Annotated in this window: 18 protein-coding genes; 10 read left to right on the top strand and 8 right to left on the bottom strand. The window is 56.9% G+C overall.

Features of this window, described 5'->3' with window-relative positions; genetic code table 11:
* The first annotated feature begins 157 nt into the window (after window positions 1–157).
* Window positions 158–901: a DUF599 domain-containing protein gene (locus RHM55_RS03535; RefSeq protein ID WP_322179540.1), complete on the top strand. Its 744-nt coding sequence runs from the start codon at window positions 158–160 to the stop codon at window positions 899–901.
* Window positions 898–1,287: an MAPEG family protein gene (locus RHM55_RS03530; protein ID WP_322179539.1), complete on the top strand. Its 390-nt coding sequence runs from the start codon at window positions 898–900 to the stop codon at window positions 1,285–1,287. Before RHM55_RS03535 ends, RHM55_RS03530 begins: the two co-directional genes overlap by 4 nt.
* 51 nt (window positions 1,288–1,338) lie before the next feature.
* Here RHM55_RS03530 and RHM55_RS03525 read toward each other — a convergent pair whose 3' ends face one another.
* Window positions 1,339–1,596, bottom strand: coding sequence for a hypothetical protein (locus tag RHM55_RS03525; protein WP_322179538.1), 258 nt, complete (start codon window positions 1,594–1,596; stop codon window positions 1,339–1,341).
* A gap of 158 nt (window positions 1,597–1,754) precedes the next feature.
* On the opposite strand from RHM55_RS03525, the gene RHM55_RS03520 reads away from it, so the two are divergent.
* The 4 genes from RHM55_RS03520 (at window position 1,755) to RHM55_RS03505 (ending at window position 5,475) form a co-directional block, all read left to right on the top strand.
* Window positions 1,755–2,234: a PaaI family thioesterase gene (locus tag RHM55_RS03520; RefSeq protein WP_322179537.1), complete on the top strand. Its 480-nt coding sequence runs from the start codon at window positions 1,755–1,757 to the stop codon at window positions 2,232–2,234.
* Window positions 2,231–2,674: a PaaI family thioesterase gene (locus tag RHM55_RS03515; protein ID WP_322179536.1), complete on the top strand. Its 444-nt coding sequence runs from the start codon at window positions 2,231–2,233 to the stop codon at window positions 2,672–2,674. The genes RHM55_RS03520 and RHM55_RS03515 overlap by 4 nt, the downstream gene beginning before the upstream one ends.
* Window positions 2,675–2,777: 103 nt before the next feature.
* Window positions 2,778–4,682 carry a molecular chaperone HtpG gene (gene htpG / locus RHM55_RS03510; protein ID WP_322179535.1) on the top strand — a complete coding sequence of 635 codons (1,905 nt, stop codon included), beginning with the start codon at window positions 2,778–2,780 and terminating at the stop codon, window positions 4,680–4,682.
* Window positions 4,683–4,746: 64 nt separating this feature from the next.
* Window positions 4,747–5,475 carry a dienelactone hydrolase family protein gene (locus tag RHM55_RS03505; protein WP_322179533.1) on the top strand — a complete coding sequence of 243 codons (729 nt, stop codon included), beginning with the start codon at window positions 4,747–4,749 and terminating at the stop codon, window positions 5,473–5,475.
* Between the two features lie 104 nt (window positions 5,476–5,579).
* Here the strand turns inward: RHM55_RS03505 and RHM55_RS03500 are convergent, their stop codons facing one another.
* The 7 genes from RHM55_RS03500 to RHM55_RS03470 all read right to left on the bottom strand — a co-directional run bounded on the left by RHM55_RS03500 (window position 5,580) and on the right by RHM55_RS03470 (window position 15,131).
* Complete coding sequence (locus RHM55_RS03500; protein ID WP_322182721.1) at window positions 5,580–6,440, bottom strand: pirin family protein; 861 nt, start codon at window positions 6,438–6,440, stop codon at window positions 5,580–5,582.
* A 57-nt stretch (window positions 6,441–6,497) separates the two neighbouring features.
* Complete coding sequence (locus RHM55_RS03495) at window positions 6,498–6,917, bottom strand: OsmC family protein (protein WP_322179532.1); 420 nt, start codon at window positions 6,915–6,917, stop codon at window positions 6,498–6,500.
* 50 nt (window positions 6,918–6,967) lie between these two features.
* Window positions 6,968–9,952, bottom strand: a complete 2,985-nt coding sequence (locus tag RHM55_RS03490) for an EAL domain-containing protein (protein WP_322179531.1) — start codon at window positions 9,950–9,952, stop codon at window positions 6,968–6,970.
* Complete coding sequence (locus RHM55_RS03485; RefSeq protein WP_322179530.1) at window positions 9,940–11,151, bottom strand: substrate-binding domain-containing protein; 1,212 nt, start codon at window positions 11,149–11,151, stop codon at window positions 9,940–9,942. The genes RHM55_RS03490 and RHM55_RS03485 overlap by 13 nt, the downstream gene beginning before the upstream one ends.
* A gap of 96 nt (window positions 11,152–11,247) precedes the next feature.
* Window positions 11,248–12,468, bottom strand: a complete 1,221-nt coding sequence (fabB, locus tag RHM55_RS03480; RefSeq protein WP_322179529.1) for a beta-ketoacyl-ACP synthase I — start codon at window positions 12,466–12,468, stop codon at window positions 11,248–11,250.
* Window positions 12,469–12,478: 10 nt separating this feature from the next.
* Window positions 12,479–12,994 carry a 3-hydroxyacyl-[acyl-carrier-protein] dehydratase FabA gene (gene fabA, locus RHM55_RS03475; RefSeq protein ID WP_219060823.1) on the bottom strand — a complete coding sequence of 172 codons (516 nt, stop codon included), beginning with the start codon at window positions 12,992–12,994 and terminating at the stop codon, window positions 12,479–12,481.
* Window positions 12,995–13,199: 205 nt separating this feature from the next.
* Complete coding sequence (locus tag RHM55_RS03470) at window positions 13,200–15,131, bottom strand: response regulator (protein ID WP_322179528.1); 1,932 nt, start codon at window positions 15,129–15,131, stop codon at window positions 13,200–13,202.
* A gap of 290 nt (window positions 15,132–15,421) precedes the next feature.
* Between RHM55_RS03470 and RHM55_RS03465 the strand changes: the two genes are divergently transcribed.
* From RHM55_RS03465 to RHM55_RS03450, 4 genes are all read left to right on the top strand, one after another.
* Window positions 15,422–16,444, top strand: a complete 1,023-nt coding sequence (locus tag RHM55_RS03465; RefSeq protein WP_219060825.1) for an NAD(P)H-dependent glycerol-3-phosphate dehydrogenase — start codon at window positions 15,422–15,424, stop codon at window positions 16,442–16,444.
* 98 nt (window positions 16,445–16,542) lie between these two features.
* Window positions 16,543–16,833, top strand: coding sequence for a DUF4389 domain-containing protein (locus RHM55_RS03460; RefSeq protein ID WP_416152011.1), 291 nt, complete (start codon window positions 16,543–16,545; stop codon window positions 16,831–16,833).
* Complete coding sequence (gene sixA, locus RHM55_RS03455; protein WP_322179526.1) at window positions 16,830–17,285, top strand: phosphohistidine phosphatase SixA; 456 nt, start codon at window positions 16,830–16,832, stop codon at window positions 17,283–17,285. Before RHM55_RS03460 ends, sixA begins: the two co-directional genes overlap by 4 nt.
* Window positions 17,286–17,422: 137 nt before the next feature.
* The gene (locus tag RHM55_RS03450; RefSeq protein WP_322179525.1) at window positions 17,423–19,090 is read left to right on the top strand and encodes an AMP-binding protein; all 1,668 of its coding nucleotides are present in this window, start codon (window positions 17,423–17,425) and stop codon (window positions 19,088–19,090) included.
* The last annotated feature ends 4 nt before the right edge of the window (window positions 19,091–19,094 follow it).

Here is a 19,094-nt window from a genome sequence, read left to right as displayed (position 1 = left end):
TTCCTGTCGCATGCTGCAACACTCAAACAGCCCTGCATTTAATAGTGCGGGGCTTTTTTTGCACGCGTGATCAGTGTCTTTTTCCATGGGGTGTCGTCGAAGCACAGAGAATGCTCTTTACTGTTCTCAATCCTGCCCACGCGCTTCGGAATACTGCATGTCGTTCATTCAAGCCAATCTAATTCATCTCATGGCAGCACTCTGGTTCATCATCTGCTGGGGTGGTTATACCCGCTATGCCAGCCTGAAGGCCGCCGACACTGCTTGCCTGGCCAGCGTTTTGCACCTTTATCGGGAGGACTGGATGCGCCGAATGCTGCTGCGTGACAACCGTATCGCCGATGCCAGCGTGATCGGTAATCTGGAACGTAACGCCTCTTTTTTCGCGTCGAGCACCTTGATCATCCTTGCCGGCATTCTCACTGTGTTGGGCGCTTCCGAGCGGGCAGTGTCGCTGTTGGCGGACATTCCCATGGTCCAGCAGGTTTCGCAGGGCATGTCAGAAATCAAACTGTTGTGCCTGGCATCCGTCTTCGTCTACGCCTTTTTTACATTCAGTTGGTGCATGCGTCAGTACAACTTCGCGGCGGTGCTGATCGGCTCTGCACCCATGGTCGGTGAGCGTCATGTCAGCGAGTTGGAGCGCAAGTCGTTTGCCTTACGCGCTGCCCGGGTTATCTCCATGGCTGCCAACCAGTTCAACTTCGGGTTGCGCGCTTACTATTTCGGCATGACGATGCTCGCCTGGTTTGTCAGCCCCTGGTTATTCATGTTGATGAGCACAGGGGTGGTGCTGGTGTTGTACCGGCGGGAGTTTCATTCCGATGTGTTGCAAGTGATGGTCTACACCCAAACGGAGGCTCCGACTGCGGAGCCCATCAAGGAGACGACGGCGTTATGAGTATCCCTTTCTGGTGTTTGTTTATCAGCGCGGTGTTGATTTATGTGGCGCGGATTCCGGTCGGCAAAGCGATGAAAGAGCAGGGTGGTTACAACAACCATTTGCCGCGTGCCCAGCAGGCGCAATTGACCGGTTATGGCGCCCGCGCATTGGCGGCGCATCAGAACAGTTTCGAAGCGTTCGTGTTGTTTTCGGCGGGGGTGTTTGTCGCCCATACCACGCAGACCCAAGGCTTTTTAATCGATGGGATCGCCGTGGTTTTCGTGATTGCGCGTTTGATTTTTCTGGGAGCGTATCTGGCGGATATTCCAACCGTGCGCAGCCTGGCCTGGTTTGTCGGGCTGTTGTGTTCGTTGGGATTAATGCTCAGCCCGTTGCTGCGCTGAGACTAATGAAGCCCGCTACGAGCGGGCTTCATGGCCTGAAAACGTCTCAGCTTACTTGGTAGTGGTTGGTGCTGGGGCCTGGCCGTTGGCTTCTTTGGCGCGCTCTTGAGCGGCTTCAGCATTCTTCTGGGCAGCGTCCTGACTTTCTTTGGCGGCGTCGTTGACTTTGTCTTGGGCCTTGTTCATCGACTCTTGGGATTCTTGCGCTGCTTTGTTGGCATCTTGCTGTTTGTTCTCGCTGGCTTTATTGCACGCGGCGAGACCCAGAGTGGCAGAAAGCATCAGGACACAGGCTAAAGATTTACGCATGGGGTGTTTCTCCTTATCAAAGATATCTACTAGCCTTTCGAGCGCCGGCCCATAAATTTAGTTCCACCTGTCCTACAGATATATAAAGGTTGATGTTTTAGGCGCTTTACGCTGAGGCTATGCTGGCCTCCTATAAAAATAATCAGAGTCAGCGTTCAATGAGCGATAACCCCATTTTTGAGCGCGCGGTGCGCTTTATTTCGGTGCTCCGGCATTGCCAGGTTCTGGGCATGCGCGTGCACCGCGCAGATACCGAAGGCATGACCCTGATCCTCCCCTACAGTCCGCACATCGTTGGTGATCCGCAAACCGGCGTTATCCATGGCGGCGCGCTGACGTCGTTGATGGACACCGCCTGCGGGATTGCCACGCTTTGCGTGCTGCCGGAGTTTGAAGTGTGCCCGACTCTCGATCTGCGCATCGACTATATGCATCCCGCTGAACCACACAAAGACGTCTTTGGTTTTGCCCAGTGTTATCGGGTGACCACCGACGTTATGTTTATCCGGGGTTTTGCTTATCAGGCTGACCCGCAACAGCCGATTGCCCATGTGGTCGGGACGTTCATGCGCATGGGCAAGGGGGCTGCTGCAGGCAGTAAGGGGTTGAGCGGCTCGATCAATGGCGGTGCGTTATGACGATTGATTTCAAGGACCAGGTTCGCCAGGCTCGTGAACAGGGCAGCTATGAAAGATTGTTCGAGCTGATTCCCTACGCGAAACTGATCGGTATTGAATGTTCGCGTCAGGATGATGCGTTGCTGTTTCGCCTGCCTGCCAACAAGGACAATATCGGTAACCCCCTGTTACCGGCCCTTCACGGCGGCGTGATCGCAGGCTTCATGGAGTTGGCGGCAGCCATGCATTTGCTGGTTGCCACCGGATCGGGCTCAGTCCCCAAGATCATCGACTTCTCGGTCGACTACCTGCGTGCCGGTTATTTTCGGGACACCTATGCGCAGTGCCAGGTCTGGCGGCAGGGGCGACGGGTGGCCAATGTCGCTGTTACCGCCTGGCAGAGCACCTCGGCCGAGCCCGTTGCCACGGCGCGGGCGCATTTTAAAATCGAAGAATCATAGATCGACACGTATAAGCCCTTGAAAAATCGGACCCAGCCCCCATTTTGATGACATCCCGCCGCTGTGTATGCGGCTTGTGCCATCTGATTGGAGTTTGATAACCATGAGTGTGGAAACTCAAAAGGAAACCCTGGGCTTCCAGACCGAGGTAAAGCAACTGCTGCACCTCATGATCCATTCGCTGTATTCCAACAAGGAAATTTTCCTTCGCGAATTGATCTCGAACGCCTCTGACGCTGTCGACAAATTACGTTTCGAAGCGTTGTCCAAACCGGACTTGCTCGAAGGCGGCGCTGAGCTGAAAATCCGTGTGAGCTTCGACAAGGACGCGAAAACCGTCACGCTCGAAGACAACGGCATCGGCATGAGCCGTGAAGATGCGATTACCCACTTGGGCACTATCGCCAAGTCGGGCACTGCTGACTTCATGAAGAACCTGTCCGGCGATCAGAAGAAAGATTCGCACCTGATCGGCCAATTCGGTGTGGGCTTTTATTCAGCGTTCATCGTTGCCGACAAGGTTGAAGTGTTCAGCCGCCGTGCTGGCGTACCTGCCAGCGAAGGCGTGCATTGGGCGTCCAAGGGCGAAGGCGAGTTCGAAATCGCGACCCTTGAGAAAGCTGATCGTGGTACCCGTATCGTTCTGCACCTGAAAAGCGCTGAAGGTGAATTCGCCGACGGTTATCGTCTGCGCAACATCATCAAGAAGTACTCCGATCACATTGCTTTGCCGATCCAGTTGCCGAAAGAACAGGCCGCTGTCGAAGGTGAAGCTGCACCTGAGCTGGAATGGGAAACCGTCAACCGCGCCAGCGCACTCTGGACCCGTCCGCGCACTGAGGTGACGGACGAGGAATACCAGGAATTCTACAAACACGTCGCTCACGATTTCGAAAACCCACTGAGCTGGAGCCACAACAAGGTCGAAGGCAAGCTGGAATACAGCTCGTTGCTGTACGTTCCGGGTCGTGCGCCTTTCGACCTGTATCAGCGTGAAGCGCCGCGTGGGCTGAAGCTCTATGTCCAGCGCGTATTCGTCATGGACCAGGCTGAGTCGTTCTTGCCGTTGTACATGCGGTTCATCAAGGGCGTGGTCGATTCCAATGACCTGTCTTTGAACGTATCCCGTGAAATCCTGCAGAAAGACCCGATCATCGATTCGATGAAGTCGGCGCTGACCAAGCGCGTGCTGGACATGCTGGAAAAACTGGCGAAGAACGAGCCTGAGCAATACAAAGGCTTCTGGAAAAACTTCGGTCAGGTCATGAAAGAAGGCCCGGCAGAAGATTTCGCCAACAAAGAAAAAATTGCCGGCTTGCTGCGCTTTGCGTCGACCCATGAAGACGGCGGTGAGCAAGTTGTGGCGCTTGCTGAATATCTGGCGCGCGCCAAGGAAGGTCAGGACAAGATCTATTACCTGACTGGCGAAACTTACGCTCAGGTCAAGAACAGCCCGCACCTGGAAGTTTTCCGCAAGAAAGGCATCGAAGTGCTGCTGTTGACCGACCGTATCGATGAGTGGCTGATGAGCTACCTCAGCGACTTCGACGGCAAAGGTTTTGTCGACGTGGCCCGTGGTGACTTGGATCTGGGCAAGCTTGATTCCGAAGAGGACAAGAAAGCCCAGGAAGAAGTCGCCAAGGATAAAGAAGGCTTGATCGAACGGCTGAAAGTCGCTCTGGGCGACGCAGTCAGTGAAGTGCGGGTTTCCCACCGCCTGACCGACTCTCCTGCGATTCTGGCGATTGGCGAGCAGGACCTCGGTCTGCAGATGCGTCAGATTCTCGAGGCCAGTGGCCAGAAGGTTCCGGAGTCCAAGCCGATCTTCGAATTCAATCCGGCCCACCCATTGATTGCCAAACTTGATACTGAGCAGAGTGAAGAGCGATTCGGCGACCTGTCGCACATTCTCTTCGATCAGGCGGCCCTGGCCGCAGGTGATAGCTTGAAAGACCCAGCCGCTTATGTGCGCCGTCTGAACAAGCTCTTGGTAGAGTTGTCGGTTTAAACACCCGGTATGAAAATCCCGCCTCGGCGGGATTTTTTTTAGTCATTTTCTTTGGAGGTCAGCAATGAGCAACGTGACTGTTCGTTCAGTGGTTTATCAGATTGATGGCCAGCCCTACGAGAGCCGTTTGGTGTTTGATTCCGGTGACGCGTCCTCGCGTCCGGGTCTGGTGATGGCACCCAACTGGATGGGCGTTAGCCAAGGTGCGGAAAAAATCGCTCAGGCGGTGGCAGAGCAAGGTTATGTCGTGCTGGTGGCCGACCTGTATGGTCAGGGTACGCGCCCGAAAAATGGCGATGAGGCGGGCGCAGCGATGATGCCGCTTAAAAATGATCGGGCATTGCTGCGCAAGCGCATGCAGGCTGCGCTCGACGCGTTGAAGTCTCAGGTAGACGCGCCTGTAGACACCCTCAAGTTGGCGACTTTCGGGTTTTGTTTCGGCGGCTGCTGCTCGCTTGAACTGGCCCGTACCGGTGCTGCATTGAAAGCGACGGTATCCTTCCACGGCACGCTGGATACACCCAGCCCGGCGGACGCAAAAAATATCCAGGGGGCGGTGTTGGTCATGCATGGCGCTTCCGATCCATTGGTGCCTAAAGAGCAACTGCCTGCGTTCGAAGCTGAAATGAACGCGGCGGGCGTGGACTGGCAATTGCTGAGCTACGGCGGTGCGGTGCACTCGTTCACCGATCCGGAAGCGAACACGCCGGGCATGATGATGTACGACGCCAAAACCGCGAAGCGAGCGTTTGCGTCGATGCACAATTTGTTGGATGAGGTGTTCAAAGGCTGATAACCGAGATCCTGTCGGGTCTATCGCGGCCTGCAAGCCCACTCATTCAATTTGTAGGAGCGGGCTTGTCCGCGATGGCGGAGTGTCAGGCACCCGGATTCAAACTAAGGCAACTCGATCCTCTCGCTTTCACCCGGCACCGTCGGCCAATCACCGGCCGCCCAGCGCGCTCGTGCCTGATCGATCAGCGCCGGGTCGCTGGCCACAAAATTCCAGTTGATCCGTCGTGGTCCGTCCAGCGCGGCGCCGCCAATCAGCACGGCATGACATGCGCTGTCAGCGCATAACGTCACGCTTTCTCCGACCGGCAGCACGATCAAACTGCGCGCCTCTATCGGCTCGCCATCCAGTTGCGCGTCACCGCTGACCACATACAGCGCCCGCTCTTCGTGGTCAGCGGGGATCGTCAGCGCAGTGGCGGTTTGCAGGCTTACTTCGGCATATAACGTAGTCGACAGCACCGGTACCGGTGATGACAGGCAAAACCCGCTGCCAGCAATCATCCGAATACAGACGCCGAGGTTATCGCTAACCGGCAGTGTCTGTGCGGGATGATGGCTGTAATGCCCTGGGCCTTGTTCGTATGGTTTAGGTAACGCCAGCCAGACCTGCAGTCCATGCAAGCGTGAGCCGCTGCTGCGCAGCTTTTCCGGTGTGCGTTCGATGTGGGCAACGGCGCTACCGGCCGTCATCCAGCTTACATCACCGGGTAGGACCAACTGGTCGCTGCCAAGGCTGTCCTTGTGCAAGAGCTGGCCTTCGAACAGGTAAGTGAGGGTAGACAAGCCGATATGCGGATGTTGACGGATATTCATGCCGCTGCCAGCTGGGTAATCCGTTTCCAGCATGTGATCAAAAAAAACGAAAGGGCCGATACTGCGGCATTTGGCTGACGGCAGCGGGCGTAGAATCGGTTGGCCTTCGACATCTTCTGTGCGGGGCTTGATTACGATCATGAGCGTCATCTCGGCAAGCAGTGCGGGTCGATGCACAAAGCATAACCCGCGTTGATGTGTCCGGCGTTATTGGTCGAAGGCGCCTTCTGTCAGGTGAGTTTCGATGCTGACTTCAGTCGTGGTCATCAGCTTGTGTACCGGACAGCGATCTGCGATGCGATGCAGCAGGGTACGCTGCTCATCGCTCAGCATGCCCTCAAGGGTCAGTTCGACATGCAGATGATACTTGCCTTCCCGCTCCTGACTGCTGTCGCGTGTGACCTCGACAGTGACACCGGTCAGCGGGATTTCGTGTTTTTCGGCATACAGCTTGAGCGTCAATGCCTTGCACGCGCCCAGGGCTGCATCGAAATAATCATGAGGATCGGGCGCGGAGTCTTCGCCGCCGAGGCCTACAGGAAGATCGGTCAGCAGCTTATGTTTGTGATTGATTTCAATGCTGTGGCGATAGCCGTTGCCGGACAGCGTGTTGACAGTGATGGTCATGGAAAACCTCTCAGAGATGAAGCGGCACTTTGCGGTATGGAACTGGCGTATTACAGCAGAAGCAGCTGCTCTATCTCTTGTGCCGAGACAGGCTTGCTGAACAGATAGCCTTGCATTTCATCGCAGCCGTTTTCACGCAGGAAAACTTTCTGTTGTTCGGTTTCTACGCCCTCGGCGATCACCTTGAGGTTCAGTTTATGCCCCAATGAAATCACGGCCGTGGCGATGGCCCTGTCATTCTCGTTATCGGGAAGGTCACGCACGAAAGACTGGTCAATTTTCAGTCGGGCAATGGGGAAGCTTTTCAGTGCGGCGAGGCTTGAGTAGCCGGTGCCGAAGTCGTCGATCAAGAGGCTTATCCCCATCGCTTGCAGTTCCTTCATTTTGACAATGGCTTGCTTAAGGTCTTGCATGATCAAGCTTTCGGTCAGTTCCAGCTCTAGGTATCTGGGGTCCAGCCCGCTGTCCTGCAACGCGTGCTGCACCCGGCTGACCAAGTCCCTTTCGATGAATTGGCGTGCTGAAATATTGACTGACACGGTGATTGGGGGCATGCCTGCATCCTGCCAGGCTTTGTTCTGTTTGCAGGCTGTGTGGATCACCCAATCGCCAATGGGCACGATTAATCCGGTTTCTTCGGCTGGCGGAATAAACTTGATGGGGGAAACCATGCCGAGTGTGGGGTGCTGCCAGCGGATCAGTGCTTCCACGCCGATGACCTGACCTGAGTGTAAATCCACCTGGGGCTGATACAGCAACAGGAACTCCTCATGGTCAATTGCATTTCGAAGCCCGTCCTGCATGGCAAGCTTGCCCTTATGCTTGCTGTTCATCTCACTGGTGTAGAACTGGTAACTATTGCGGCCCAGCTCCTTAGCCCGATACATGGCGGCGTCTGCGTTTCTGAGCAGGGTCTCGGTGTCGGTTCCATCGGCAGGGTAGGTGGCCAGTCCCATACTGCAGGTGACATGGAGTGTGTGCCTGTTGAGCTGGATGGGTTGCAGGATGGCTTCCTGGATTTTCTGCAGGACCGGGGTGATACCGTCGGCGTCAGAGGGCTGATCGAACAGGATGATCACGAATTCGTCGCCGCCCAGTCGAACGACCGTGTCGGTGCGTCGCACGCATTGGACCATTCGGCTGGCGACGGTTTTCAGCAGCTCATCCCCGGCGCTGTGGCCCAGACTGTCATTGACCAGTTTGAATTTATCCAAGTCGATGAACACCACCGTTACCCGGCGAGCACAACGTTGAGCGTAAAGGATGGCCTGTTTGAGGCGGTCTTCCAGCAGCGTGCGATTCGGCAGTCCGGTCAATGCATCATGGTCTCCCATGTAGCGGATGCGGTTTTCCGTGTGTTTGCGCTCAATTGCGATTCCGGCGAGGTGTGTCGCTATGCCAATCAGCTGCATCTCGACCTTGACGGGGCTGCGCACCGTACGGGAATACAAGGCAAAGGTTCCCAGGACCTTTCGATCATGGGACAGGATGGGGGTCGACCAGCAGGCGCGTAGGCCGTAGGGCGCTGCGATTGATCGATAATCTTCCCACAACGGGTCGTCCTCGATGTCAGCAACAATCACCGGTTCCCGTCGATACACGGCAGTGCCACATGAACCGACCTTCGGGCCGATTGCAACCCCGTCGATGGCCTGGGTGTAGGTCTTCGGCAGGCTGGGTGCGGCCCCATGCAGGAGATGCGTTCCCTCTTCGTCCAGCAGGAGGATGGACACCATCATGTCGTTCATCTGCGATTCAACCAGATGGGCCAGACTGTCGAGGACCTCCTGGAGTTCAGTACTTTTCGCGATCAGCTCAAGGACGTGACCCTGGCCGGTGCGTACAACGGCCTCCTGCTGCAATTGTGAGTTTTGCAAGGCGAGCCGTTCTTTGACGGTGCTCAATTCGGCGGTTTTTCTTTCAAGCTGCTGGCGATCTTTCAGAAACTGATTCACGGCGCGTGCCATGTCGCCGATCTCGTCCTTCTCCCGCACCTCCATCACTAGCGACGTATCGTCGATACGCTCCTGCCGTAGCTGGCGGCTGATCTCATTCAGGCGCACGAGCACATGACGACCCATGAATATGCGCGTCACAAACCATGCAAGTATCAGGCTGCCGCCCAGCATGATGAGGATCCATTGCTGGCTGCGATTGGAGGCCTCGACCAGATCCTGCACGGCTTCCCGGTAGTCTTGGGTGTACGCGTCGGATTGCTCGCGTGCGACCATCACCAAGGATTCTGCCTGGTTTTCCAGAGCGTCATGAAAGTGCTCTAGAACGTCGTGCTGGCTGATCAGTTTCAGGCGTAGGGAGAACGGATCTTGCGCCTCAGGATCAATGGGGTCAGGTTGTTGCGATTGCAGGGTGGCGACATCGTTTCGCACTGCATCGGGTAATTCGCGTGTCGCGGCGGCTTTGCGCATGAACCGCGTACGCAGCAGCTCCACCGCATTGCGGTCACTCACGACGGGCAAGTTGTACAGCAGAACCGCCAGTTCCGGGCTGCCTTGAGTTTGGGTGCCGATCAAGCGATTGGTACGATCCTTCAGGGTGCGCTCGAAGTCGACTTCGGTTTGCAGCATGCCTTCGCGCAGTTGAGCCACGATATTGGCGGTATTGCGAAATAGTTGACTTGACTGATGCACGTCAAGTATCGCGACAGCATTGCTCGCGGTTGTCAGCTGAACCACCAGGCGATCAAGTGCCTCAAGCTGTTTAACCGTCTCTGCATAGCTTGAACGCAGGGTATCGAAAGAGGGGGTGGTCAGTAGTTGATCCGTCTGGCGTTCGATCAGCAGAGTGCTCTGCAGCATATCCTGTCCAGCTTGCATGCGGACCAGTTGCTCTTTGGTCAGCTCTCGGGCGGCGTTGTTTGATGTACGCAGGGCGTAGACCGCCGTCGCGCCGCCCGCCAGGATCAACAGGGTCAGCGCTAGAAATGCAAGGATGAACTGAGCACGTAGCGATTGCGGGAGTAGCTGGCGATACACGGCTGTGAGTCGGGACGTCACGTTCACGGTCAGCGGTTCCATAGGCGGCGGTACATAGTCCGGTAGCCATTGTCTGGGTCGTACTGGAACTTCTCCCCGCCATCGAAAGCGACGTTGTCGACATTGACCAGATGAACTGGCGCTACGAATCCGCTGACAGGGAGCCCTGCAAGGAGTCGGTTCAATTCATCCATCACCTGCCATCCGTGCAAATTCAGAGGCTCGGCCACTGTGACGGTCTGATAAGTTTTTGCCTGAATTCGCAAAAATGCGGAAGCGCTGCCATCTCCGGCAGACAGCAGATTGAGCCCATTGCTCGGTATCCCGGCGCTGGTCAACGTTGCAGTTGAGTAGTCGAAATAGATATCGTTGATGGCCAGCATATACGTCCAGCGTTTGCCGTATCGCAGGAGCAGATCCCTTGTAATCGCGGGCATACGCTCGCCACTCTCGGAGATTGCGATGTCGCGCACTTCCAGCAGGGTGCACCCTTTGCAGGATTGGATGACGTCTTCCATGGCCTTGGCCTTGGCTGTGGCGATGCTGTACCTGGAGTCGGTCAGGATGACCACGCCAGCATGACCCATTGATTGCGCTACTGCCGCCAATGCAGTGAGGCGCGCGACCTCCACCGGGTCGGTGGTGACGTTCATGGCGACAGGCGTGCCGGCAATCGGCCCCGGTTGCGCGCCCGCGTGCCAGGCAACGACAGGCACGCCTTGGTTGGCAAAGGTTTCCAGTGCTGCATGGTTCTCGCGTGCATCGGAGCCGCACAGGATAAGGCCGTCGGGGTTTGCTGCCAGCGCATCGGCAAAGGCTTTCGCGCGTCCGGCTGAAGATCCGCCGCCATCGAATATCTTGAGCGACCAGCCCATCACCGCTGCCGCCTCGCGTGCGCCTTGCGCAACACCGATAATTCCGCCATTGCGTAAATCTTCTGCCACAAAGGCAATGTTTTTTCCCCGAGGGGCGGGAGGGCCGGACTCGGGGCCGCTCCAGTGAGCTTTGAGGGTTGCCTTGGCAACGATCTGCTGTGCCTGGCTGACGAAGGCCGTGGCGTTTTTGACATCGTCTCTGGCCAGCGGACTTGGTGAATTTTGGGCATGCACGGGAACTGCAGCTAAAAAAAAGAAGGCTGTAATTGAAACGATACCGAGTAAGTAGGGCCTCTTCATTCGCTTGGGGTCGCTACCACGTGAGATGCCAGGCCTTGCGCCGACATTGCGATCATATTCGTCCATGGCATTCGGCTACGTAGGGAGGTGTCACAAGGTGCTGTGGGTGCGAAAAAAAGCGAAGAAAAACGGCACCCGAGGGTGCCGTTTTATATGCAGGTATTACTTACCCTGCCAGCGTTTCAGCACCAAGGTGGCATTGGTGCCACCGAAGCCGAAGCTGTTGCTCATGACCTGATCGACTTTTGCGTTTTCACGGGTCTTGAGCAGTATCGGCATGTCGGCGACAACCGGGTCCAGCTCTTCGATGTTGGCAGAGCCAGCAATGAAGTTGCCTTCCATCATCAGCATGCAATAGATCGCCTCGTGAACGCCGGCAGCGCCCAGAGAGTGACCCGACAAGCTTTTGGTCGAGCTGATAGCAGGCGCATTGGTGCCGAAGACTTCACGTACACCTTCCATCTCTTTCGCGTCGCCGACCGGAGTCGAAGTCCCGTGAGTGTTGATGTAGTCGATCGGGCCTTCAACAGTGGACAGCGCCATTTGCATGCAGCGAATAGCGCCTTCGCCGCTTGGGGCGACCATGTCGTAGCCATCTGACGTTGCACCGTAGCCGACGATTTCTGCGTAGATTTTCGCGCCACGAGCCAGAGCATGCTCCAGCTCTTCAACCACGACCATGCCACCGCCACCGGCAATGACGAAACCGTCACGTTTGGCATCGTAAGCGCGGGAGGCTTTCTCCGGCGTTTCGTTGTACTGGCTGGACAGAGCGCCCATCGCGTCGAACAGGAACGACTGGCTCCAGTGCTCCTCTTCACCGCCACCGGCGAAGACCACGTCCTGTTTACCCATCTGGATCTGTTCCATTGCGTTACCGATGCAGTGAGCACTGGTGGCGCAGGCAGACGCGATGGAGTAGTTCAGGCCCTTGATCTTGAACGGGGTGGCCAAACAGGCGGAGACGGTGCTGCTCATGGTCCGCGTGACGCGGTATGGGCCAACGCGCTTGACGCCTTTTTCGCGAAGGATGTCCAGCGCTTCCATCTGGTTAAGCGTCGACGCGCCGCCGCTGCCGGCAATCAGGCCTGTGCGCGGGTTGGACACCTGGTCTTCGGACAGCCCGGAGTCGACGATAGCGTCCTTCATGGCCAGGTAAGCGTAAGCCGCTGCATGGCCGACGAAGCGATAGATCTTGCGATCGATCAGCTCTTCGAGGTTGAGGTCAATGGAGCCGGAAACCTGGCTACGCAGACCCATTTCGGCATATTCCGGATTGAAACGGATGCCAGGGCGGCTTGCACGCAGATTAGCGGAAACGGTGTCTTTGTCATTGCCCAAGCAGGAAACAATGCCCAGACCAGTGATAACGACGCGGCGCATGCGGATACCCTTAGAAATTTTCAGTGGAAGTGAACAGGCCGACCCGAAGGCCTTCGGCACTGTAGATTTCGCGACCATCAACGCTCACGGTGCCGTCGGCAATTGCCAGGACCAGTTTGCCTTTCATGGTGCGTTTGATATGGATGTTGTAGGTGATTTTTTTTGCGGTCGGAAGAACCTGACCGTAAAACTTCACTTCGCCCGACCCCAAAGCTCGGCCGCGGCCAGGATTACCCTGCCAACCGAGATAGAAGCCGACGAGTTGCCACATGGCATCAAGGCCCAGGCAGCCTGGCATCACCGGGTCACCTTCGAAGTGACAGGCGAAGAACCACAGGTCCGGATTGATATCCAGCTCGGCGACCAATTCACCTTTACCGTACTTGCCACCCTCTGCGCTGATATGGGTAATGCGATCTACCATCAGCATGTTCGGGGCGGGCAGTTGCGCGTTACCTGGGCCGAACAGCTCACCGCGACTGCAGCGCAGCAGGTCTTCCCGGGTATAGGCGTTTTGTTGGGTCATGCGAGCTCCTCAATAATCCTGTGCGGCAGGGTAAGGCAAATTTTCCTGTCCGGCTGACGCGCCAGGTCTCTGCCGTCAGCCTACTCATAGACTATTGCGTTGTAGTGAAAGTCACAGCACAAGGGAAATGAAAGTACACTTGTGCACTGGAATTATTATCCAAGCAGCGTTTGCGAGCTGATCTGGTCACTAAGACTGCCGTAATTTAGCATTTATCGCCAGTCGCAGATGCTTGAAAGGGCAGCCAACGCTGAAGAACTTGCTGTAAATCAGTACGTTTGAAGGGTTTTGCGAGGTAATCGCTCATTCCCGCCTGTAAGCAGGCCTCCCGATCACCGTGCAATGCGTTGGCGGTCAGGGCGATGATGGGCACCTGAATGCAGTTTGTCAGTTGACGAATCTGCCGCGTCGCTTCGTAGCCGTCGATCACTGGCAGGCGACAATCCATGAGTATCGCCGCAAAATTTCCAGTCTGAGCCACGCTCACAGCCTGCGCCCCATCGCTGACCACGCTGACCTGGAAGCCCAGACTGCGCAGCATCGCCTCGACCACGGTCTGATTGACCGGGTTGTCCTCAACCAGCAGCACATGCTGATTTTTGCCGTTGCTGTTACCCGCGAGGAAGGTCGGTACCTGTTCAGGGGCTTTTTTCCTGTGCAGCGCCAGCGGAATCTCAAGGGTGAAGATTGATCCCATGCTTTCTTCGCTCCGTGCCCGCAGCGTTCCGCCCATCCGCTCGGCCAGGCTTCTGGCGATAGGCAAACCTAGCCCAGTACCGCCATACCGCCGGGAGATCGAGCTGTCCGCCTGTTCAAAGGCATTGAACATCAGTTCCAGGCGCTCGGCGGAGATGCCGATGCCGCTGTCGCATACCGTGCAGGTGAACCAGACCGACTCCTGATCCAGAGGCTGCCACCGGGTCTCGATCTGTACGCTACCCAGGTCAGTGAATTTCAATGCGTTGCCGATCAGATTGACCAGAATTTGCCGAATACGGGTCGGATCACCTTCGACCTCCAGGGTCTCCAGTCCCAGAGGGATATTCAGCTCCAGCGAGATGCCGCGTTGCTGGGCGTTATGGTGGAAAGCCTGGGCCGAGGTGCTGATTAGTTCAGCCAGATTGAACGGTATATGCTCCAGCGCCAGCGCTTCGCGCTCAATACGCGAGAAGTCGAGGATGTCGTTGATCACCCGCAGTAAATGCTCGGTTGATTCAGTCGCCAACGCAGCGTATTCAGTCTGCTCATCGGTCATTTGGGTGGTTTCCATCAACTGCAGCATCCCCAGTACACCGTTCATGGGCGTGCGCAGTTCGTGACTCATCATGGCCAAAAAGTTGGATTTGGCGCTGTTGGCGCGTTCGGCTTCTTCCCGGGTCTGAATCAGTTGGTCAATGGTCTGTTGCTGTTCGCGGCTGGCGCGTTCAAGTCCGTAGGCTAGGTTATTGATGTGTCGCGCCAAGTCACCCAGTTCGCTGTCGTCGGTCACCGGTAATGGCCTGTTGTAGTCACCTTGCTGGATTGCCTTGACCGCTTCACCCATGTCGCTGATCGGTTGCGACAGGCTCAGCGCCAGGCGACGGGCGAGGATATAGGTAAAAAGCAGAGTAAACAGTGCCAGAATCCCGGCCTTGAGCAGGATTTCTTGTTGGCGCTGACTGAATGCATCGTTGGACATGCCGACGATCACCCGGCCCAGGTAATCCTCATTCGACGAGCTGGCCGAGGGTGGCGGGGCTTGCAGGACGTCATTCCCCAACGGGAGGCTCTGTAACCGGATAGGTGCCTGGAAGATCTCCACTTGAGTGGGTCGTGTGCCGTTTTCCTTCGGTTGCTCGACGTACATCAGCACGTGGTTGGCGTTGTCCTGCACTTCCAGAAAGCGCACGTGGGGCGTGGCCAGTGTAGCGCGCATCAGGCCTTCGAGAACGTCATCGTTGCCCACGATCACGCCATATTCCGACGCTGGAGCCAGCTGGTTGGCGATCAATTGACCGGTATGAGTCAATTCTTGACGCAAGTCCTGAATCCGCACGAAGGTGAAGAAGCTGATCAGCAGTAAGGTCAGTAGCAGCGCCGGTCCCAGACTGATGATTTGGGTGCGGGTGTTGATGCCCCAGTTCAGGCGGAAAGTCATCGGACGCTTTCTCCTGCCGCCCGCGGTGGATCGCTCCCCGGCAGGCACGTGAGCTGCGCACACAGTTTTATGATCCATTGGTCATAAACGCTGCTTATCCTTGACTGACAGGTCATCGCGAAACGCCATCAAAAGGGGGAGTCGGGCATGGTAACCGACGCTGCGGTAATTTCCATTGAACTTGTAGGGTGTTGATCGGCCTGAATTGAATCTCTTCAAGGCTGGTCGCGCAGGCTCTGCCCCGTATAATGCTGCCATCGCCAGATGTGATGGCTCTAAATGGATTGGTTATGACTCAACAGCAACCTATTGCGGTTCTTGGAGGCGGCAGCTTCGGTACTGCTGTGGCGAATCTGCTGGCAGAGAACGGTTATCCGGTCAGGCAGTGGATGCGCGACCCGGCTCAGGCCGAGGCGATCCGTGTCAACCGCGAGAACCCACGGTACCTCAAAGGCATCAAGGTTCACCCTGCGGTTGAGCCGGTCACGGACTTGTTGACCACACTGAACGGCAGCGAGTTGATTTTCGTCGCCTTGCCCTCCAGCGCCTTGCGTTCGGTGCTGGCGCCTCATGCTGACCTTTTGACCGGCAAGATGTTGGTGAGCCTGACCAAAGGCATTGAGGCGCACACCTTCAAGCTGATGAGCGAAATCCTCGAAGAAATCGCCCCGAATGCGCGCATCGGTGTGTTGTCCGGACCCAATCTGGCCCGAGAAATCGCCGAGCACGCGTTGACCGCCACGGTGGTGGCCAGTGCAGATGAAGACCTCTGCCAGCAGGTGCAGGCCGCGCTGCACGGTCGGACGTTTCGCGTGTATGCCAGCGCCGATCGGTTTGGTGTCGAGCTGGGCGGCGCGCTGAAGAATGTGTACGCAATTATCGCGGGCATGGCGGTTGCGTTGGGCATGGGCGAAAACACCAAGAGCATGCTGATCACCCGTGCCTTGGCGGAGATGACCCGGTTTGCCGTGAGTCAGGGCGCTAACCCGATGACGTTTCTCGGCTTGGCCGGGGTCGGCGATTTGATCGTGACCTGCTCATCGCCCAAGAGCCGTAACTATCAGGTGGGTTTCGCCCTTGGTCAGGGTTTGAGTCTTGAAGAGGCCGTCACCCGTTTGGGCGAAGTGGCGGAAGGGGTGAATACCCTGAAGGTGCTCAAGGCCAAATCGGATGAGTTGCAGGTGTATATGCCACTGGTCGCGGGCTTGCATGCGATTCTTTTCGAAGGCCGTACGCTCAATCAAGTCATCGAAGTGTTGATGCGTGCGGAGCCGAAAACCGATGTCGACTTTATTTCCACCAGTGGTTTTTAACCGCGCCACCCTTTAACTGAAGCCCTTAGAAATAGGTGAAGGTCTTGAACGAATCGAAACTCGAACAGAATGAGTCGGTCCTGCTGCGCATCCTGTGGATGCTGCTGTTCGTATTGATCTGGCAATTGGCACAAGTCGTGCTCGGCTGCGTGGTGTTGGTGCAGGTGGGCTACCGCCTGATCTACGGCGCTCCGAGTGGCAGCTTGATGAACTTTGGCGACAGCGTGAGTCAGTACCTGGCGCAGATCGGCCGTTTCGGCGCGTTCCACAGCGACCAGAAACCCTGGCCTTTCGCCGATTGGCCTGCGCCGCGAGCGCCCGAAGGCGAGGCGCCGCATTGCGTTGCCCCTGCGCCGCATCCCGTCCGAGACGAGGAACCTAAACTGTGAAATTGTGGATTTTGCGCCACGGCGAAGCTCACTCCCATGCGCGCAGCGATGCCGAGCGCGAACTGACCGCTCACGGTCGCGAAGACGTGCTAAAAAGTGCAGCGCACCTGCTGGGCAAGCCGCTGAACCGGATCATCGCCAGCCCCTATGTGCGTGCACAGCAGACGGCTGAACTGGTCCATCAAGTCCTCGGGTTCAACGAGCCGATCGTGACCGTTCCCTGGTTGACTCCGGACAGCGACCCGCAAAAGGTTCTGAGCGAACTGGATCTGTATTCGACGGACGATGTGCTCCTGGTCGGCCATCAACCGCTGGTGGGAGCGCTGGTGGGATTGCTTGTCGACGGTCATTACCGGGAGGCCCAACCCATGAGCACCGCCAGCCTGGCTGAGCTCGAAGGGGATTTTCCGCTGGCGGGTCTGATGGAACTGTGCAGCATTCGGCATCCTTGATCCGGCCGCACAGACACCGATTGTTTGACCGAGCTGATCTCGGCACTCGACCGCACTGCACTTGATTTTGAAATTACTACCAAGCAAGTGCTTGGTCAGCTACGCTTCCCGGAAATAAAAAACCAGGAGCAAGTCGCATGTCTGGCGCTATTCGTTTGCCTCTCGACGTATTCTACGAACGCGAAGCCCGTCATCCGAACAAACGCTATATGGTCCAGCCATTGGCAGGCGGCCACGTGCAGACGTTGAGCTGGTCTGATGTCGGAGATCAGGCCCGGCGCGCGGCACACTGGCTGCGCCGACGTGAATTGCCCCAAGGCAGCCATATTGCGATCATTTCCAAGAACTGCGCCCACTGGATCATTGCCGACCTGGCGATCTGGATGGCTGGCCATGTATCGGTGCCGTTGTATCCCAATCTGACATCTGAATCCGTTGCTCAAGTGCTGGAGCATTCCGAAGCGGCACTGGTGTTTGTCGGCAAGCTCGATGATTGGCCGAGCATGGCTGGCGGCGTCAGGCCCGGCTTGCCTACTGTTGCCTTGCCTATTTGCCCGACGGCCGACTTCGACTTCAACTGGTCCGAGCTGCAGGCCTGCGCGCCGATTCAGGACAACCCGTCGCCCTCGTCAGAGCAATTGGCGACCATTATCTACACGTCCGGCACCACCGGGCTGCCTAAGGGCGTGATGCATACCTTCGGTGGTTTGGCGTTCGCCGCCAGCCACGGGGTCGGCCTATTCCAGTTAGGGGAGCAGGATCGGCTGCTGTCCTACTTGCCGTTATGCCACGTGGCAGAGCGGATGTTCGTCGAGATGGCGTCAATCTATACGGGGCAAACGGTGTTTTTCGCTGAGAGTCTGGACACCTTTCTGGTCGATCTCAAGCGCGCCCGGCCCACTGCAATGTTCGGTGTGCCCCGTATCTGGACCAAGTTCCAGATGGGGGTCTACGACAAGATGTCCGCCGCTCGCCTCGACGCGCTCCTGCGCTTGCCGATCATCGGCAAAATCGTGGGCCGCAGAGTGCTGGCCGGGTTGGGGCTGGATGCGCTGCGCATCGCATTGTCCGGCGCCGCACCTATCCCCGAGGCGTTGATGAACTGGTACCGGCGCTTGGGCCTGGAGGTGCTGGAGGTCTACGGCATGACTGAAAATTGCGGTTATTCGCACATCAGCCTGCCGGGTAAGCAGAAAATTGGCTGGATCGGCCAGCCCTGTCCTCAAGTCGAGGTCCGGATTGATCCGAGCGGCGAAGTACAGGTGCGCAGCGGAGCGACCATGCAGGGTTATTTCAAGGAACCGTTCAAGACTGCCGAAACCATCACCGAGGATGGTTTTTTGCGCACGGGGGACAAAGGCGAGCAGGACGCCGACGGTTATTTACGCCTGACAGGCCGCCTGAAAGAGATTTTCAAAACCAGTAAAGGCAAGTACGTCGCGCCGGCACCCATCGAAAACCGTCTGGCCGTGCACACTCGCATCGAACAAGTGTGTGTGGTCGGCGACGGTTTGAGTGCGCCGCTGGTGTTGTGCGTGTTATCCGCAACAGGTCTGCAAGATGCAGCCAGCGGCGCCCGTAGCGCATTGCATGAGAGTCTGGAAGTGCTGCTTGAAGAGGTCAATGCTGCTCTCGACAAACATGAGCGCTTGCGCAGGCTGATCGTCGTGAAAGATAGTTGGGCGGTCGAGAATGGCTTTCTTACGCCGACCTTGAAAATAAAACGTGCGGTCATCGAGTCGACCTATGGCGCCCGCTTCCAGGAATGGAGCGATCGGTCCGAGGTTGTGCTGTGGCAAGAGTGACCCA

This window comes from Pseudomonas sp. MH9.2, from assembly GCF_034353875.1.
Lineage (GTDB): Bacteria > Pseudomonadota > Gammaproteobacteria > Pseudomonadales > Pseudomonadaceae > Aquipseudomonas.
This window is presented reverse-complemented; position numbering and strand designations above follow the sequence as displayed.

Bases quoted from the DNA above. Each gene is read 5' to 3' on its own strand.
- RHM55_RS03535 (WP_322179540.1), top strand. From the start codon at position 158: ATGTCGTTCATTCAAGCCAATCTAATTCATCTCATGGCAGCACTCTGG.
- RHM55_RS03530 (WP_322179539.1), top strand. From the start codon at position 898: ATGAGTATCCCTTTCTGGTGTTTGTTTATCAGCGCGGTGTTGATTTAT.
- RHM55_RS03525 (WP_322179538.1), bottom strand. From the start codon at position 1,596: ATGCGTAAATCTTTAGCCTGTGTCCTGATGCTTTCTGCCACTCTGGGT.
- RHM55_RS03520 (WP_322179537.1), top strand. From the start codon at position 1,755: ATGAGCGATAACCCCATTTTTGAGCGCGCGGTGCGCTTTATTTCGGTG.
- RHM55_RS03515 (WP_322179536.1), top strand. From the start codon at position 2,231: ATGACGATTGATTTCAAGGACCAGGTTCGCCAGGCTCGTGAACAGGGC.
- htpG (WP_322179535.1), top strand. From the start codon at position 2,778: ATGAGTGTGGAAACTCAAAAGGAAACCCTGGGCTTCCAGACCGAGGTA.
- RHM55_RS03505 (WP_322179533.1), top strand. From the start codon at position 4,747: ATGAGCAACGTGACTGTTCGTTCAGTGGTTTATCAGATTGATGGCCAG.
- RHM55_RS03500 (WP_322182721.1), bottom strand. From the start codon at position 6,440: ATGACGCTCATGATCGTAATCAAGCCCCGCACAGAAGATGTCGAAGGC.
- RHM55_RS03495 (WP_322179532.1), bottom strand. From the start codon at position 6,917: ATGACCATCACTGTCAACACGCTGTCCGGCAACGGCTATCGCCACAGC.
- RHM55_RS03490 (WP_322179531.1), bottom strand. From the start codon at position 9,952: ATGGAACCGCTGACCGTGAACGTGACGTCCCGACTCACAGCCGTGTAT.
- RHM55_RS03485 (WP_322179530.1), bottom strand. From the start codon at position 11,151: ATGGACGAATATGATCGCAATGTCGGCGCAAGGCCTGGCATCTCACGT.
- fabB (WP_322179529.1), bottom strand. From the start codon at position 12,468: ATGCGCCGCGTCGTTATCACTGGTCTGGGCATTGTTTCCTGCTTGGGC.
- fabA (WP_219060823.1), bottom strand. From the start codon at position 12,994: ATGACCCAACAAAACGCCTATACCCGGGAAGACCTGCTGCGCTGCAGT.
- RHM55_RS03470 (WP_322179528.1), bottom strand. From the start codon at position 15,131: ATGACTTTCCGCCTGAACTGGGGCATCAACACCCGCACCCAAATCATC.
- RHM55_RS03465 (WP_219060825.1), top strand. From the start codon at position 15,422: ATGACTCAACAGCAACCTATTGCGGTTCTTGGAGGCGGCAGCTTCGGT.
- RHM55_RS03460 (WP_416152011.1), top strand. From the start codon at position 16,543: ATGCTGCTGTTCGTATTGATCTGGCAATTGGCACAAGTCGTGCTCGGC.
- RHM55_RS03450 (WP_322179525.1), top strand. From the start codon at position 17,423: ATGTCTGGCGCTATTCGTTTGCCTCTCGACGTATTCTACGAACGCGAA.